The sequence below is a fragment of the Methylobacterium sp. FF17 genome (assembly GCF_025813715.1).
GTDB classification, from domain to species: domain Bacteria; phylum Pseudomonadota; class Alphaproteobacteria; order Rhizobiales; family Beijerinckiaceae; genus Methylobacterium; species Methylobacterium flocculans.
In genome coordinates this window covers 130,542-145,177 of record NZ_CP107532.1, presented here as the reverse complement: position 1 = coordinate 145,177, position 14,636 = coordinate 130,542, and the positions used below count along the sequence as shown (strand labels likewise).

Annotated in this window: 17 protein-coding genes and 1 pseudogene; 10 read left to right on the top strand and 8 right to left on the bottom strand. The window is 62.7% G+C overall.

Annotation, left to right across the window (positions count from 1 at the left end; all coding sequences use genetic code 11):
- Nucleotides 1–6 precede the first annotated feature (6 nt).
- Nucleotides 7–1,725: an NAD(P)H-dependent oxidoreductase subunit E gene (locus tag OF380_RS00710; protein WP_264048878.1), complete on the bottom strand. Its 1,719-nt coding sequence runs from the start codon at nt 1,723–1,725 to the stop codon at nt 7–9.
- A 54-nt stretch (nt 1,726–1,779) separates the two neighbouring features.
- Nucleotides 1,780–2,103, bottom strand: coding sequence for a hypothetical protein (locus tag OF380_RS00705; RefSeq protein WP_264048877.1), 324 nt, complete (start codon nt 2,101–2,103; stop codon nt 1,780–1,782).
- A 245-nt stretch (nt 2,104–2,348) separates the two neighbouring features.
- On the opposite strand from OF380_RS00705, the pseudogene mobB reads away from it, so the two are divergent.
- The 3 genes and pseudogenes from mobB to OF380_RS00690 all read left to right on the top strand — a co-directional run bounded on the left by mobB (nt 2,349) and on the right by OF380_RS00690 (nt 4,555).
- Nucleotides 2,349–2,877 (top strand): annotated as a pseudogene (mobB, locus tag OF380_RS00700) (molybdopterin-guanine dinucleotide biosynthesis protein B).
- 127 nt (nt 2,878–3,004) lie between these two features.
- Complete coding sequence (locus OF380_RS00695; RefSeq protein WP_264048876.1) at nt 3,005–3,376, top strand: hypothetical protein; 372 nt, start codon at nt 3,005–3,007, stop codon at nt 3,374–3,376.
- A 546-nt stretch (nt 3,377–3,922) separates the two neighbouring features.
- A complete protein-coding gene (locus OF380_RS00690; protein ID WP_264048874.1) occupies nt 3,923–4,555 on the top strand; it encodes a tyrosine-type recombinase/integrase in 633 nt (210 codons plus the stop codon).
- A 414-nt stretch (nt 4,556–4,969) separates the two neighbouring features.
- Here OF380_RS00690 and OF380_RS00685 read toward each other — a convergent pair whose 3' ends face one another.
- The 3 genes from OF380_RS00685 to OF380_RS00675 all read right to left on the bottom strand — a co-directional run bounded on the left by OF380_RS00685 (nt 4,970) and on the right by OF380_RS00675 (nt 7,252).
- Nucleotides 4,970–5,998: an IS110 family RNA-guided transposase gene (locus OF380_RS00685; protein ID WP_264047946.1), complete on the bottom strand. Its 1,029-nt coding sequence runs from the start codon at nt 5,996–5,998 to the stop codon at nt 4,970–4,972.
- Nucleotides 5,999–6,257: 259 nt separating this feature from the next.
- Nucleotides 6,258–6,503: a hypothetical protein gene (locus tag OF380_RS00680; RefSeq protein WP_264048873.1), complete on the bottom strand. Its 246-nt coding sequence runs from the start codon at nt 6,501–6,503 to the stop codon at nt 6,258–6,260.
- Complete coding sequence (locus OF380_RS00675; protein ID WP_264048872.1) at nt 6,500–7,252, bottom strand: Crp/Fnr family transcriptional regulator; 753 nt, start codon at nt 7,250–7,252, stop codon at nt 6,500–6,502. The genes OF380_RS00680 and OF380_RS00675 overlap by 4 nt, the downstream gene beginning before the upstream one ends.
- Nucleotides 7,253–7,614: 362 nt before the next feature.
- Here OF380_RS00675 and OF380_RS00670 point away from each other — a divergent pair, with 362 nt between their 5' ends.
- The 3 genes from OF380_RS00670 (at nt 7,615) to OF380_RS00660 (ending at nt 8,957) form a co-directional block, all read left to right on the top strand.
- A complete protein-coding gene (locus OF380_RS00670) occupies nt 7,615–8,349 on the top strand; it encodes a Crp/Fnr family transcriptional regulator (protein WP_264048871.1) in 735 nt (244 codons plus the stop codon).
- A gap of 153 nt (nt 8,350–8,502) precedes the next feature.
- Nucleotides 8,503–8,742 (top strand): DUF6894 family protein, encoded by a 240-nt coding sequence (locus tag OF380_RS00665; protein ID WP_264048869.1) that lies wholly within the window; start codon nt 8,503–8,505, stop codon nt 8,740–8,742.
- A gap of 47 nt (nt 8,743–8,789) precedes the next feature.
- Nucleotides 8,790–8,957, top strand: a complete 168-nt coding sequence (locus OF380_RS00660) for a hypothetical protein (RefSeq protein WP_264048868.1) — start codon at nt 8,790–8,792, stop codon at nt 8,955–8,957.
- Between the two features lie 270 nt (nt 8,958–9,227).
- Here OF380_RS00660 and OF380_RS00655 read toward each other — a convergent pair whose 3' ends face one another.
- Together OF380_RS00655 and OF380_RS00650 are read right to left on the bottom strand one after the other, a co-directional pair.
- Nucleotides 9,228–9,497 carry a DUF6894 family protein gene (locus OF380_RS00655; protein WP_264048867.1) on the bottom strand — a complete coding sequence of 90 codons (270 nt, stop codon included), beginning with the start codon at nt 9,495–9,497 and terminating at the stop codon, nt 9,228–9,230.
- A gap of 2 nt (nt 9,498–9,499) precedes the next feature.
- Nucleotides 9,500–10,213, bottom strand: coding sequence for a Crp/Fnr family transcriptional regulator (locus tag OF380_RS00650; protein WP_264048866.1), 714 nt, complete (start codon nt 10,211–10,213; stop codon nt 9,500–9,502).
- 311 nt (nt 10,214–10,524) lie between these two features.
- Here OF380_RS00650 and OF380_RS00645 point away from each other — a divergent pair, with 311 nt between their 5' ends.
- The 4 genes from OF380_RS00645 (at nt 10,525) to OF380_RS00630 (ending at nt 13,614) form a co-directional block, all read left to right on the top strand.
- Nucleotides 10,525–11,367, top strand: coding sequence for a Crp/Fnr family transcriptional regulator (locus OF380_RS00645; protein ID WP_264048865.1), 843 nt, complete (start codon nt 10,525–10,527; stop codon nt 11,365–11,367).
- 325 nt (nt 11,368–11,692) lie between these two features.
- On the top strand, nt 11,693–12,424 hold the full coding sequence (locus OF380_RS00640) for a Crp/Fnr family transcriptional regulator (RefSeq protein WP_264048864.1): 732 nt from the start codon (nt 11,693–11,695) through the stop codon (nt 12,422–12,424).
- Between the two features lie 117 nt (nt 12,425–12,541).
- Nucleotides 12,542–12,823, top strand: a complete 282-nt coding sequence (locus OF380_RS00635; protein WP_264048863.1) for a DUF6894 family protein — start codon at nt 12,542–12,544, stop codon at nt 12,821–12,823.
- A 401-nt stretch (nt 12,824–13,224) separates the two neighbouring features.
- A complete protein-coding gene (locus OF380_RS00630; protein ID WP_264048862.1) occupies nt 13,225–13,614 on the top strand; it encodes a DUF4260 domain-containing protein in 390 nt (129 codons plus the stop codon).
- Between the two features lie 34 nt (nt 13,615–13,648).
- Here OF380_RS00630 and OF380_RS00625 read toward each other — a convergent pair whose 3' ends face one another.
- A complete protein-coding gene (locus tag OF380_RS00625) occupies nt 13,649–14,566 on the bottom strand; it encodes an amino acid ABC transporter substrate-binding protein (protein ID WP_264048861.1) in 918 nt (305 codons plus the stop codon).
- Nucleotides 14,567–14,636 lie beyond the last annotated feature (70 nt).

Here is a 14,636-nt window from a genome sequence, read left to right as displayed (position 1 = left end):
CGACAGTCATTCGGCAGCCAGCGCCCGGGAGGCCGGGAAGAGGTCGGGGAAGAACCGGATGACGCTGCTCAGGGGGTTCGAGGCCGCCTGGCCCAACCCACAGATCGAGGAGTCGCGCATGCATTGAGCAAGCTCCCCCAAAAGCTCGGTGTCCCAGACACGGTCCTCCATTAGGATGCGGGCCTTCTGGGTGCCAGAGCGGCAGGGCGTACACTGCCCGCAGCTCTCGTCTTCAAAGAACCGCATTAGGTTCAGAGCGGCCCCGCGCACGTCGTCCCGGTCAGACATCACCACGACGGCCGCCGAACCGATGAAGCACCCATATTTTTCGAGGGTGCCGAAATCGAGCGGGATGTCGTTCATCGACGCTGGCAGGATGCCACCGGACGCGCCACCTGGCAGGTATGCCGCGAAGGCGTGCCCCTCCAGCATGCCGCCGCAGTGCTCATCGATGAGTTCCTGGATGGTGAGGCCGGCGGGCGCCAGCTTCACGCCGGGCTGCCTCACGCGCCCCGACACCGAATAGGAGCGCAGGCCAACGCGGTCGTTGCGGCCGTGACCCTTCCACCAGCCGGCGCCGCGCCCGATAAGGTCGCGAACCCAAAAAAGCGTCTCGATGTTGTTGATGAGGGTCGGGCGATTGAACAGGCCAACTTGGAACGGGAACGGCGGCTTGTGCCGCGGGAGCCCGCGCTTGCCTTCGAGCGACTCGATCAGCGAGGATTCCTCGCCGCAGATGTAGGCCCCGGCCCCGCGGCGGAGATGGATGCTTGGTCCTCCGGCAGGAATCCGTGCGATTTCACGGGTCAGGATCTCGCGCGAGATCGGGTACTCGTCGCGTAGGTAGATGTAGACGTCCGGCGCCTCGACCACATGGGCGCCGATCAGCATGCCTTCGAGGAAGCGGTGCGGATCGGTGTTGAGGTAAAGCTGGTCCTTGAACGTGCCGGGCTCGCCTTCGTCGCCGTTGACCGCCATCAGCCGCGGGCCAGGCTCGCCGCGTACCGACCTCCACTTGCGTCCGGTCGGGAAGCCGGCGCCGCCGAGGCCGCGCAAGCCGCCATCGTCGAGCACCTGGAAGACGTCGTCGACGGAGAGTTCACCGCTGCGAAGACGGTCGAGCGTCGCGTATCCACCAGTCGCCCGGTAAGCGTCGTAATCGATGTAGTCGGGCAGGTGGGCATGGGTGTCGCCGGCTTCCACCGCGGCCCGCACGGATGCCAGATCGGCCTTGCGCAGGAAATTGTGCCCGACCTCGACGGCGGGCGCGTGGTCGCACAACCCGACACACGGGGCGCGCACGACGCGGACCTGGTCCGATGCCAGCTCGCACTGGAGCGTCGTAAGCAATTCGTCGGCCCCGAACATCGCGCAGGTGATGCTGTCGCAGACGCGGACGGTCAGGCGCGGGATGTCGGCGTCGCCCTCCTTCACCACGTCGAAGTGGGCGTAGAACGTCGCCGTCTCGAACACCTCGGCGAAGGCGAGGCCCATCTCGTCGGCCAGCGCCGCAAGGTGGTCCGCCCCGATCTGCCCGTAGGTGTCCTGGATCAAGTGGAGATGCTCGATCAGCAGATCGCGTTGGCGGGGGCGCGTTCCGAGAAGTTCCTCGATCTCGACCTTGGCGCGCGGCTCGACCTGGCGGCCCTTCGGCACCGGGCGGGCCTTGTTGCGGCCCTTGCCGGGGTGGGAGAAATTCCTGACTGTCCCTGCGGCCTCACTCATGGGCGATCCGGTTCCGTGTGTTCGTGCGGGTGATGGGTGCGGGCAGGGCTCGGTCTATTGGCCGCCGAATGCCCGGAGCGGCTGGCCGGCTTCAGAGCGGTGTTCCATCGTCACGGCACCGGTGGCCGTATCCAACGACGCGACCCGCGGCCCGACGATGGACCGGAGTTCCGCCTCGAAGGCGTCCAGGGCGGCGTTGAGACGACCAGGCAGGTCTCCTTCCGACCCGGTCCCGTCCGGGGGATCGAGCGTCTCAGCCAACGCTTTGCGGACCCGCTCGACGAGCTCCTGCGTGAGCGGCGGCTTCGCCTGATCGACGTAGGCTTGCGTGACCGCATCCGCCCGGCCGGTCGCAGCGAAGGTGGGATGTCCGGTCATGGTCGGGCTCGCGAAGGAGCGGTGAGGCGGTGCATGGCGTGCCCGTTCTGTCGGTGGCCTGGCGTTTAGCCTAAGGCTGACCGTCGATACGCGATATAGTTCAGGTGGTATATCTTATTTGCAATCGTTTGAAACTGCCGGCGTGACGCGGGGGGCGAGCCTTGGAAGCATGGCTCCGGCTTGCCAACGAAGTTGGAGCGCCACGGTGTCGGCGTTCGGGAGCAGGGTAGCAGGCGATATTCGGGATGCGGGTGATAGGGCTTGCCGGATGGAGCGGTGCCGGGAAGAGGACCTTACGGGTGCGGGACATCCCTTTTCTTGTCGGACGTAGCCTGAAGGTGGCGAACCTTAAGCCGCCCACCACGACTTCGACACCGACCGTCCGGGGAAGGACTCCTACAAGCACCCCAGGGCCGGCGCGAGCGGTGTGTTGGTCTCCTCGGGTCGTCGCTGGGCCCAAGCCCACGAGCTGGACAACGAGCCGGAGGCGACCCTCGCTGAGTTGCTCCGGCTGGTGAGCCCTTGCAACCTCGTCGGGGTCGGAGGCTTCAAGCGCAGGGCCATCCCGAAAATCCAGGTCTTTCGCAATGCGAACGGGCAGCCCTCTATCGAGGCGATTCGCTGATCGTCGGCGTGGCCAGTGACGTCCCCTCAGAGCGTGCCAGCGTTCCGGTGGTGGACCTGGACGATGCTGAGGCGGTACCCAGGCTGATGCACGATGTGGCCGAGCCCATCGACTTTGTGTTCTGTGACCTCGCCCGAGCCCATGACTGAGGGAGGTCTCGTATCGGGACGGGACTTTTCGCGATCGTCGGAGGCGTTGGCTATGGCGATATAGCCATGCATAGATATCGCGCGCCGCCGACCGGAGCCGGCCGAGCGAGCAGGTGTGGACGTTTCAATGTTTGAGGGGACGTGGCGCAGCGCGACCGGTGCCGAAATCCGACTCTGGCAATTCGGGGAGGCGGTGTCCGGCACGTATGAAGCCGGCCCCACCGAGATGCCGATGCCGCATCGTGGCCGCATCCTGGTCGGCACGGCGGAGGGAGACCTCATCGGGTTCGTGACGGCCTCGGTGGTGCCGCATGGGATCAAGAGTTGGACGGGCCGCCTCTACCCGTCGGAGGCGGGTAGGGGCCCCGAGATCCACCTCATGTGCCAAGCGATCGGACGGCGCGTGTCGCGAAACGCGTTTTCGAAGTCGGTAGCGCTTGAGACCGTGGTGTTCTCCCTGGTGGAAGCCGAGCAGGCCGAGGATACGGCGCCGCCCTGAAACAGGCCCGGCCAATCGTTGCGGTGTCATGGTTCCGGACCCTATTATACCGCCGCCGGCTTGCGGGCATCACCGCACCGGGGTTGGGTGAAGGGGCGTCCGCCATCCTCAACATGATTTCCCCCAACGTCACAGGACGCCACTCCCCGCAATCGACGCCGACGTCGAGTAGTGTTTGAGGGGGGCAGAATGCTGCCTTGAAAATATCCGTAGACGTGGAGGTCGCCGTGCCAGGAACGAGGCCATATCCGATGGGCCTAGTAGCTACCCGGGATGGCCTGAGAATTTAGCATGCCTGGGTTCTGTACGAGTGCGCGAGACATCTACGATGCGTCCCGTCGAAGTAATTTGAACTGCGCGGCAAAGTTCTGCTGTCGGGCAACGGCCAGATCCCTCGCTATGACGGGGTTGGATCGGACGCAGCATGGCTGCAATTTAAGCTTGGCAGCTCTGTGGCTCACATACCGAACGTCGAACCGATGATGCGCAGGCTAGTTTCGAAGCACCCTTTCTATCTACCGGCATGGACCGGTTGGGAGATGAGAGATGGGACATTCAGAGCACGACCCAGCCTTCAAAAACTGTCGACCGTGGAACGCAGGACAGAAGCTCGGTGCCAAACGCGCTCTCAAACCACAGCAGGTTTGGGCCATCCGTTTCTGGCTTGACGGGCAGCGACGTGTACGCGACCGCGCCATGTTCGACCTTGCTATCGACAGCAAGCTGCGCGGTTGTGACATCGTCAAATTGAAGATCGGTGAGCTTGTCAGCGGTGGGCACGTCCGTCCACGCGTCATCGTCGTTCAGCGAAAGACCGGACGGCCTGTACAGTTCGAACTGCTTGAACCAGCACGTACCAGCATTTTGACTTGGTTGGGGTGCCGAGGTGGCGGGCTTGACGATTACGCCTTTCCCAGCCGGATCAACCATGAGGCGCACATAAGCACCCGGCAGTACGCCCGTCTGGTAGATGAATGGGTGACGGGCATAGGACTACGGCGTGAGGACTACGGTACTCATTCTCTACGTCGAACAAAGGCGTCATTGATCTACAAGCGAACCGGCAACTTACGCGCTGTGCAAATTCTGCTCGGGCATACAAAAATCGAGAGCACGGTACGATACCTCGGCGTGGACGTTGAAGACGCGCTCGCTCTGGCAGAAGCGACCGAAATCTGAAAGCCGGCCTCCTCGGCGGCAACGTTGAGGGGGCCATTCAGACTTTACAACCGCAGCGCGTCCAATGTCGTTGTCAAACCGGCATTTGACTGTCTTGGATATAGACGTTCTTGGGCCGACCCAGCCTTTCTGCACCGGGTGGATTTCTGCCTGTCCTGTGTGGATGGCTCCCGCATTGCAAGTGACGAATTGAGGTTCTGACGCGTTGGTCGGGTGCAGTCTTGTGTCCGGCCTGTTGATGCAGTCGTTCATGTTGACCGCTGGCCCTGATGGTATCCGCGAGCTGGGTCCCACTCTGCTTTGCGGGCTATGATGCCCTGGACTGGCGGCGGGGTGTCCCGGCTCCCGGTCTGACCGGTTCGCCATCAACTCTCATCGTCCTCGCAACCTGGAAAAGTGCTCCGCTTCCTCCGGTCAGGCGGCCGTGGCCGCGGGTGCGCGGTAGGTGCCGCCGCGGGTCATGATCGCCCAGGCGACCCGCGCCGTGCGATTGGCCGCTGCCACGGTCACGACACGCACTGGCTTGCGCTGGAGCAGCGCCGGCAGCCGTGGGTCGACCGACGTCGGCGTCGCCTTCGCACGCCGGATCAGAGAGGTCATGCCGACCACGAGCAGGCGTCGCAGATAACGGTCGCCCATGCGCGAGATCCGGCCCAGGCGCTCCTTGCCGCCGCTGCAGTTCTGCAGCGGTGTCAGGCCCAACGAGGCCGCGAACTGCCGACCGGAGCGGAAGCGCTCGGGCTCGCTCACCGAGGCGGCCAGCGCTGTCGCCGAGACGATGCCGATCCCGGGGATCGTCGCTAGGCGCTGCGACAGGTCGTTGTCCCGATGCCAGGCCAGCAACTCCTTCTCCAGCCGGGTGAGCTGGATCTGCACGGCGCCGATCTGATCGGCCAGCCCGGTTACCACACGATGGGCTAACGGCGGCACCTCGGCCGCGTCTCCGGCTGAGAGCCTGGCCGCCAGTTCGAGCGCATGGCGCAGGCCCCGCGCCATCTCGATCCCGAACTCGGCGAGCAGGCCGCGGATCATGTTCACCAACTGGGTGCGTTGCTTGACCAGCAGGTCGCGCGTCCGGTGCAGCGCCAGCGCCGCCTGCTGCTCAGTCGACTTCACCGGCACGAACCGCATGCTGGGGCGCGTCACCGCCTCGCAGATGGCGGCGGCATCGTTCGCATCGGTTTTGCCGCGCTTGACGTATGGCTTCACGTAAGCCGGCGGCATCAGCCGCACGTCGTGGCCGAGCCTCATCAGTTCCCGGGCCCAGTGGTGGGACGTTCCGCACGCCTCCATGCCAACCAGGCAGCGCGGCAGCTTGGCGAAGAACGGCACGACCTGCGCCCGCCTCAGCGCCTTGCGAACGACGACCTGCCCAGCTGCGTCGATGGCGTGAACCTGGAAGATGCTCTTGGCCAGATCGATGCCGACGGTGGTGATCTCCATGGGGATGGCTCCTACATCTGCGTCGCTGCTGCTTCGACAGCAACCACATCTTGGCACCGCGATGCCGTCAGTTGGAGCGGGAGCCATCCACCCCATCTGCTTTTGGGGCGGAGATCCACGGAAGCGAACATCGTCGGTGAGCGTGCTCTCGACCCTTCACAGGCACTTGAAAGGTCCGCTTAGGGTCAGCTTGGTGTAGGACGACCTAGTTTGCAGGTAGTGGCATAAACCACGTGATCGGCGAGGTCAGCCTGTGACGTCAAGACTGAACGGTAAGCTGATCCCTGATCCAGGCTTGGGCTTCATCCAAGTCGGCGAAAAGCGGTGCGGTGACATCCTGAATAAGGCCGAACCCGGCCTCCAGGTACCACTTGCCTGCATCCGCCTCGTGCTGGGCCGAGAGGCAGACCAGCACTGCGATGAGAAAGCCGCTCGCGAAGACGAGGCGGCTTTCCTGGTCATCGCTGCCCGTGGCAACCTGAACTGGCTGTAGACGAAGGTTCATGCGGCAGCAGCGTCTCCGAGGTGCAGATAGTTCGCCCTGAAGCCGGCTATTTCCCGCAGTCGAGGAAGGTCCAGTATCTTCAGGTCACCATCCGTAAGGTCAATCAGCCGCTGCCGCCTGAGTTCCTGGATAGAGCGCGTGACATGCACCTTGGTCAGGCCCGTGGTGTCGGCCAGATCCGTGTGCGCGAGCGGCAGGCTGAAGCTGTCATGTCGGACCTGGCCGACGACTGCCAAGCGCTCGAATAGTTCGCAGAACAGGTGGGCGAGCCGCTGGATCGGCGTCCGGCGGCCGACATTGAGCAGCCACTCGCGCAAGGTGGCCTCGTCGACCAGGGTGCCGATACGCAGTCCGCGTGCAACGGCCGGGTGGTCCTCCATGATGTCTGCGACAGTCTTCGGGGAGAGGCGAACGACCTTGCAGTCAGACAGCGTCGTGATGGTGTGATCCATCTGGTCCAGCAGAGCCACGTCGAGGTCGCACAGGTCGCCCGGCACGAGGTAGGCCATGATTTGGCGCGCGCCGCTCACCAGCCGCTTATGGCGACAGGCCATGCCCTCCATGATGAGGTAAACGCCATCAGGCTTGTCGCCTTCCCGTACGAGGTCGGTCTGCGGGTCGACGACATAAGGTTCGGTGCTGATCCGCTCTAGCATCAGGCGGTCTTCGTCCGACAGCACGGCGAACGCTTCCAGCTTACGGATGAAGGGGCTGGAGGAGCTTACCGCAGACGATGTAACCTGTGTCATGAATGGCTCCGGTGCAATTGCCGCTTCCTTCCGACACGGCAGAGATCATCGTGCAGCCTATAAACCGATGATGGATTGCGCACAATCGACCTAACGAAATCGTCCGAAATCCCACATATCGCTCTCAGAAACAGCTAAGCTTTTGCATAGCGAGTAGGATCGTTAAAGTTAGCTTCTATGCTTGTTTCTACGGCGTACCGGGTGGAAGCTTTTAGCGAAAGCTCTTCTCATCATAATTTTCGTCGTTGAACCGATCAGATTGCGATAACCTCACAGATTATATTCCAACGTTCAGCGCAACTTTCTGGATTGTCGTTGCTTAGGACGTCACACCGACCAGAGGGCATGGCCCAGGGGGGCACATGCTCAATCCGCTCATCCAGAAGCTTGGACGCCGTTTCTCGCTCTCCGAGCCCGACGAAAGAGCCCTTAGGGATGCGAGTGCCCACCTTCGCGTAACTAATCCTCGCACCAACCTCATTTCGGAGGGAGACGTGCCGGATCACGTTCACCTGATCCAGAAAGGTTTTGCCTGCCGCTACAAGGCCCTTCCGAACGGCGGGCGATCAATCGTCGCCTTTCTCATTCCCGGGGACTTCTGCGACCTGAACGTGTCGATCCTCGGCGCGATGGACCACTGCATCGGAACGATCAGCTCCTGCGACGTGGTGCGTATCCCACGTTCGGTGATGAACGACCTCACGGGGAATTACCCGGTCCTGAACCGCGCCTTGCAGTGGGCTGGCCTGGTTGATGAGGCGATCCTGCGGGAGTGGTTGGTGTGCATGGGTCGTCGCTCCGCTGACGAGCAGGTCGCGCACCTGTTCTGCGAGTTCCTCATCCGCCTTCAAGCGGTCGGGCTTGCGACAGAGAACAGCTACGCGTTCCCCCTAACGCAGCTTGATCTCGGCGACGCAACCGGGCTCTCGAACGTGCACGTCAACCGCGTGCTTCAGGCGTTGCGGGGTCTAGGGTTGGTCGTGCTCAAGGAGAGGTATGTCACCCTACCCGACGTGGCAGCCATCAAGGCCTATGCGGGCTTCGATCCGAACTACCTTCACCTAAACCCGAAGGCTCCCCCGTACCCTGTTATGTGAGATACCCGACCGTTCCGCAGGGACGAGAAATCACACCCATTTGTTAAATTCCCGGTAGGCATAGCGTCTATAACGTAGTGCATCGCGGCCCTTCCCTCGGCCTTCCGCGCCTGTGAGACCTTGTGTGCTCCCGCCTGCTGCGCGGAGAGCCCTGTGCCTCGCTACTTCTTCGATATCCATGACGGCCAGACGCTTCGCGACGAAGAGGGCACGGTCCTTCCGGGCCCTGAGGAGGCGGCTCGTTATGCGAAGAAGATCTTGCCCGGGATCGCAGCGCACGAGGTGCCGAAGGACGGCGAACACCAAGCCTTTTCGGTGCTGGTGACCAACGAGGAAGGGCATCCCATCTACTCGGCCGCTGTGACCTACACAGGCACGTGGCTCATCCGGTGAGCGGGCCCCCATCTGCCGAGCCGGATGGGACACCGTGCTACCGGGCCGTGATGCGCAACGCCTGCGGAGGCGAGGTTCTGAACACGCCGATTTCTGCTTTGGAAGACGATGAAGCCAAGGACAAGGCGCGAGCCCTTGCTGATGGGTATGCCGTCGATCTTTGGGACGGCATGCGGTTCATTGAGCGGTTCGAGCCGCTTTATCCTCGTCGGTAACCCAAGGCCACCGCAGCAGTTTTGAGCCCACGGTTGATGTTCTAATTTCCATTATCTCAAGTCGTTGCAACCTATCGGCGCAAACATCCGCGTTGGGTCGGAGACGGTACGCCTGCTTCAGGGCGAAGGGTCAGGGTCCGCTCCCCACCCTTCTCAGGCCTTAGAGAGGTTCGCTTCCCGGCAGCTTGGTAGATGAAAATCTACGACCGTAAAGGGTGTTTTCCGACCCGCCCGCGTTCGGGCGCCTTCTGGCTGATGCAGACCTTGCGTTCAGCCCGCTTGCGCCTCGTTATCCTCTTCAGTCACGAGTTCGCTGAACGGCACCATGCGGACGCATCGGCCATTCTCGTCCTCGATCTCGAACGAGCACACAAACCAATCCCGCACGACGAGGGAAGGCGGCCCAGCGATCAGGCCACGCGCTTCCCGCAATGCGTACTGATGCGCGGCCTCATCATCGGCGAGTTCATCCCCTTCGGGATCGACCGCCAGCTTGTCGGCGCCGGGGCCGTAGCGAAGATTGAAGAAGTAGCGAGGCATCCTCAGGCTCCTTCGATCAGCCGCACGTACTCGGCCTCCGGGGTCCCGTAGCTGCCGTCCGCCATGTCCTCCAGGAGTTCGCGGTTGATCACGGTCACGCGCCCGCGCTTGGCCCGGATGCGGCCAGCGCCCTCGAGCTGCTGCATCGCCAGGGTCACCCCGGAGCGCCGCACCCCCAGCATCATCGAGAGGAACTCGTGCTTGAGCAGGAGCTCGTCTCCGTCGACCCGGTCGTGGCACATCAGCAGCCAGCGGGCGAGGCGCGCCTCGATCTCCTGGGTCGCATTGGCCAGAGCCGTCTGCCGGACCTGGATCATCTCGGTGAGAATGTAGCGCAGGAGCAGCTTGCGCAGCGCTGGGCTCTCCTCCATCGCGCCGCTCACGGTCCCCGCACGGATGCGCAGGGCAACGCCGGGCAGCTGGATGAAGTGGTCGTACGGCACCCGATCCGAGCCGAGGAGCACGGGCGTGGCGCCCACCACACCTTCGCGGCCGATCATCCCGATCTCGACCCGGCCGTTCGCACTCTCAGCCGTGATCGAGGCGATGCCGCTTTCCATGAAGTGGAGGTGCTCAATGTGGCCATTGGGCTTGATCAGGGTCTGGCCGGACTGCAGGTCGATCGGCTCCAGGTGAGGCTGAAGCCGGGCGAAATCCTCGGACAGCATGGCCTTGAGCAGGCGATTGCGTACGCTCGATTGTTCAATGTGAGCCACGGGCTCTTGTCCCCATGCTGGAGCAAGAGCGCACACGGTCTCTCAGTCGCCTGCGCTCAGTTCATACCAGCAGGCAATGCATATCTTGTAGGTTCAATAACCCATGTTTGCAAGTTATTATAAGCCAAACAACCATTTTGTACTTATGTTCGGTGTCGAACGTTCAAAAGTTCGGTAGCGGACATTCAGGCGTTCGATACCGCTCCGGAGGGTTCCATTACCTTACGCGCAATCGAATACATGTTTATAGCTTGCGGCATACAGCCCTGCGTCCTTGAGGTGGCAGACAGCCTTTCTTCGAGGAGCCATGCATGCCCCCCTTCGCTCAGCAACGTTTCGCACTGCTCTCCGAGGACGATGCCCTGGTGGGTATCCATCTCACCGACGCTCCGCAGCAGGCGGGCTACCGCTTGCTGGAACCGTCCGAAGCCCGACGCAACCCGCTCATCCGCAAGCTTGAAGGCTTCGGGGTGCTCTCGGAGGCGGATCGTGCAATCCTGGCCCAGATCAGCGCCAATCCCCGCCTGATCGGGCCGCGCATCGACCTGATCCGCGAGGGCGACCGGCCCGAGGGCGTGTTCCTGATCCTCGACGGCATGGCCTGCCGGCACAAGGTGCGCCAGACCGGTGCCCGTCAGATCCTGGCCTACCTGCTGCCGGGGGATCTCGGCGACCACGACGTGGCCCTCCTCGACACCATGGACCACACCATCAGTACGGTGTCGGCCTGCCGGGTGGTGCATGTCTCCCCTGAAATCATCGCCCATTTGACCCAGCATCATCCGCAGGTCGCGCGGGCGCTACGCATGAGTACGCTTGTGGACGAGGCAACCCTGCGCGAGTGGTTGGTGAACGTCGGCTGCCGCTCAGCCGTGGAACGGCTCGCCCATCTGTTCTGCGAGCTTCTCGTCCGGCTGCGCGCGGTCGACCGGACCGAGGGCGACAGCTTCGACCTATCTGTGACTCAGGGGGAGTTGGCAGACGCAACCGGGCTCTCGAACGTCCACGTGAACCGCTCCCTGCAGGAACTCAGGCGCCAGGGGCTGATTGAGCTGAAGGGTCGGCGCCTGACGATCCTCAATCTGCCTCGGCTCAAGGCGGTCGGCGAGTTCCGGTCGAACTACCTGCATCTGGGAAACCGAACGGCGGCATGAACCTTCAACTCCAGCCCGTGTAGGTCGCGACCGGCAGCAAGGACACCGAGAGGCAGCTCGTGTTCGCCGATGGCTTCCTCGTGGCAGTGTTCGTGCGCCTCTCGAACTAGCACGCGGACGAGGCGGGCCGGTGGTGCCTGGAAGTAGGTTTTTGGCCGCCTTGATCACCCACGCGCCCACGTTCCCCAATCTTGAAGGAGCGCAGAGGTAGATCTCAGACCAGCTCTTGTAGCCTCCTCGCTTCAGCCGATAATCGGTCACGCCCTGAAGCTGGACCGGGAAAGGGCTGCTTTCGCCTCGACATCAGGTAATTCGGAGTGCCGCAATGAGTGTGACGACAACCTGCAATCGGCTACTTCAGGCGCTGTCGTTGGATGATCTTGGCCGGTTGCTGCCACACCTAGAACGCGTCAACGTTCACAAGGGCGAGGTCTTGATCCATCAGGGCCAGCCGCTGGAGTTCACATACTTCCCGGAAGGCGGCCTCTCATCGAACCTTGCGGTTACGAGCGACGGCCGCAAGATCGAAGTTGGGTGCTTCGGGTTCGAGGGCATGGTCAGCACAGCGGCTGTGCTGGGATCAGATCGGGCATCCCATGACATCCTCGTTCAAGTCGGCGCACCCTGGCTCCGGGTACGCACCGACGTTCTGGTCGAGGCCACGCAGGCAAGTTCTACCCTGCAAGGCGTGCTGCTGCGGTACGTCCAGTTCCAGATTTTGACCCTCAGTCACTCAGCGCTGGCGAACGGTGCCTATCGGATGAGGGAACGTCTCGCGCGGTGGCTGTTGATGGCTCACGACCGATTGGAAGGCGACGATCTCGCCCTTACGCACGAGTTCCTCTCCTTGATGCTAGGCGTCCAACGCTCCGGTGTCACCCTTGCCATCCAGGAGGTCGAAGGCTTGGGCTTGATCCGAGCAACGCGCGGGCACCTCAAATTGCTGGATCGGGATGGGCTGCTTGCACTCGCCGGTGACAGCTACGGCTTCCCAGAGGCAGAGTACGAGCGCCTCATCGGTCCATTCAGAGGCGAGGCACCTCCGCATTTCTCGTAAGTGTGTAGCCAGCTCCACCTGTAGGACAAGTGTACGATATCGTTCTAAGTACCTTGCGACGGAACGTTTTATTGTAAGTTAGGGTTTTTAATTTCTGGTAACGAAAGTAGCCTCCGAATGCCGATGTTCTACTCCCACATCCGGTCGGAGCAGACCTACGTGGAGGACCCTGAAGGAGGGGAGTACCCCAGCCTCGATGCTGCGTGGCGTGATGCGGTGCTGAGTGCCAAGCACATCATCGGTGAAGCCCTTAGAACCGGCACGTCCCTTCGATGTGCTCTGAGCCGGACCTTCGAGATCACGGACGAGGAGGGTCGACAGGTTGCCGTCTTGCCCTTCGCGGAAGCTGCGGAGATGGATCTGCGGAGCGAAGGCGGTGGATCTTCAGCAGCGGGTTGAACCCCCTGCTTCAGCGCCAATCGAGCATTCACACAGAGCGCGGTTGCACAACACCCAGCTGGCCGATGGAAGCTTTTGAGGACGGCTTAGACCGGCCTCAACTGTAAGATCTGATCGGAGGCGGAACGTCCGCTTCAGGCTAAAGGGTCAGCGTCCGCTGCCCACCCGTTGCAGGCCCCGGGAAAGTCCGCTTCCGGGCGACCTCGCGGCCAAAGACCTACGACTAGGGCGGGTGCTTCTCGGACGGTCCGCTTTTTGCCCCTGCAAAGGAGGAGCGGACCTTCAGGGATGCGAGTGATCCTACTCTTGTGAGATCGCAGGCGCGGCTACGCGGAGGCAGCTTAACGCATATTGTTGAGTGCCGGATCTTCGGGAGTGTGCATTGTTTTGGGGAGCGTACGATGAACGGGATCGTCAGCGGATGGCCGAGGGTGCTCGTGCGATCCGAAGGCTTCGCCGTCCTGGTTGCCGCATCTATGGCCTACGCTTGGCAGGGCGGTAGCTGGTGGCTATTCGCTGCCCTCTTCTTCGTGCCCGACTTGAGCATGATCGGCTACGTTGCGGGGAGCAAGCCGGGCGCGGTGTTGTACAACCTCGCTCACTGGTACGTCCTGCCGCTCGCGTGCCTCGTCTGGGGTGGCTCCGGCCATGCGCCGCAGGCCTTGCAGATAGGTCTTATCTGGGCCGCGCATATCGGCTTCGACCGCAGCCTCGGCTACGGACTCAAATACCCGGAGGGCTTCGGTGTGAGCCACCTGGGTCGGATGGCAAAGGCCAACGGGAGCGCATAGCGGTTGGCCATCAAAACCCGGCTACGGATGGCACTCAATACGAGTTCGGGTCGTGACTGTCGCTCGGACGAGCGTACGCCTTCGAAAGCGCGTCGCTCATCGGCAGGTTCAGATTGATGCTGCGTGGTGGAATCGATTGGGTAAACCACTGGTCATAGAGTTTCCTGCCCTCGGGGCTGGCGTAGAGTTTGGCCGTCGCAGCATCGGCAACAGCCTTGAACGGCGCGTCGTCCCTGCGTAGCATGACGGCGTAGGGTTCGGGCTTCGACAGCGCCTCCGTCGAGATCTCGTACGCCCCGGGGTCCCGCGCGGCTGCCACAAGGGAGGCGAGCAGCACGTCGTCCATCACGAAGCCCGCCGCTCGACCACTCTGGACCATCAGGAACGCTTCGGCGTGATCGACGGCCGGCAGGATCGTCAGCCCGAGGTTGCGCGCGACGTTGGCTTCGTTGATCTGCCGCAGGTTGATCGTCCCGGAGGTCGAGACCACGGTCCGGCCCCGCAGATCGTCGATGGTGTGCAGGCCGGCGCCCTTCTTCGCCACGTAGCGCGTCGCGGTCAGGAAGTTGGTGTTGGTGAACGCAACCTGGTTGCGGCGCTCGAAGGTGTTTGTCGTCGAGCCGCATTCGAGGTCGATGGTGCCATTGGCGATCAGCGGGAGGCGGGTCGCCGAGGTCACCCCGTTCAGACGAACCTCAAGCTGCGCGAGCCCGAGCCGCACCTTCACGGCGTCGACGATGTGACGGCAGATGTCGAGTGCGTAGCCGACCGGCTTCTGATCCCCGTCTAGGTAGGAGAAGGGCACCGAGGCGTCGCGAAAGCCAAGCGTGATCACGCCCGTTTCTTTGACCTTCTTCAGGGTGCCCGTCAGCTCATCGGCCAGGGCGCCGGAAGTTGAACACAAGGCAAGCGTCACCGTTGCGGCTGCAGCCGCGCGTTTCGAGGCATACATTTTTCGATTTCCTTCGTCCGTAAGCGGGGCGGTAGCATAGTCGCTTGACGAGGCGGGACGTCCCCGTTGG

Coding starts and splice junctions, on each gene's coding strand:
- OF380_RS00680 (WP_264048873.1), bottom strand. CDS start 6,503: ATGAACCTTCGTCTACAGCCAGTTCAGGTTGCCACGGGCAGCGATGAC.
- OF380_RS00685 (WP_264047946.1), bottom strand. CDS start 5,998: ATGGAGATCACCACCGTCGGCATCGATCTGGCCAAGAGCATCTTCCAG.
- OF380_RS00625 (WP_264048861.1), bottom strand. CDS start 14,566: ATGTATGCCTCGAAACGCGCGGCTGCAGCCGCAACGGTGACGCTTGCC.
- OF380_RS00710 (WP_264048878.1), bottom strand. CDS start 1,725: ATGAGTGAGGCCGCAGGGACAGTCAGGAATTTCTCCCACCCCGGCAAG.
- OF380_RS00630 (WP_264048862.1), top strand. CDS start 13,225: ATGAACGGGATCGTCAGCGGATGGCCGAGGGTGCTCGTGCGATCCGAA.
- OF380_RS00640 (WP_264048864.1), top strand. CDS start 11,693: ATGAGTGTGACGACAACCTGCAATCGGCTACTTCAGGCGCTGTCGTTG.
- OF380_RS00635 (WP_264048863.1), top strand. CDS start 12,542: ATGCCGATGTTCTACTCCCACATCCGGTCGGAGCAGACCTACGTGGAG.
- OF380_RS00670 (WP_264048871.1), top strand. CDS start 7,615: ATGCTCAATCCGCTCATCCAGAAGCTTGGACGCCGTTTCTCGCTCTCC.
- OF380_RS00690 (WP_264048874.1), top strand. CDS start 3,923: ATGGGACATTCAGAGCACGACCCAGCCTTCAAAAACTGTCGACCGTGG.
- OF380_RS00705 (WP_264048877.1), bottom strand. CDS start 2,103: ATGACCGGACATCCCACCTTCGCTGCGACCGGCCGGGCGGATGCGGTC.
- OF380_RS00675 (WP_264048872.1), bottom strand. CDS start 7,252: ATGACACAGGTTACATCGTCTGCGGTAAGCTCCTCCAGCCCCTTCATC.
- OF380_RS00655 (WP_264048867.1), bottom strand. CDS start 9,497: ATGCCTCGCTACTTCTTCAATCTTCGCTACGGCCCCGGCGCCGACAAG.
- OF380_RS00645 (WP_264048865.1), top strand. CDS start 10,525: ATGCCCCCCTTCGCTCAGCAACGTTTCGCACTGCTCTCCGAGGACGAT.
- OF380_RS00695 (WP_264048876.1), top strand. CDS start 3,005: ATGTTTGAGGGGACGTGGCGCAGCGCGACCGGTGCCGAAATCCGACTC.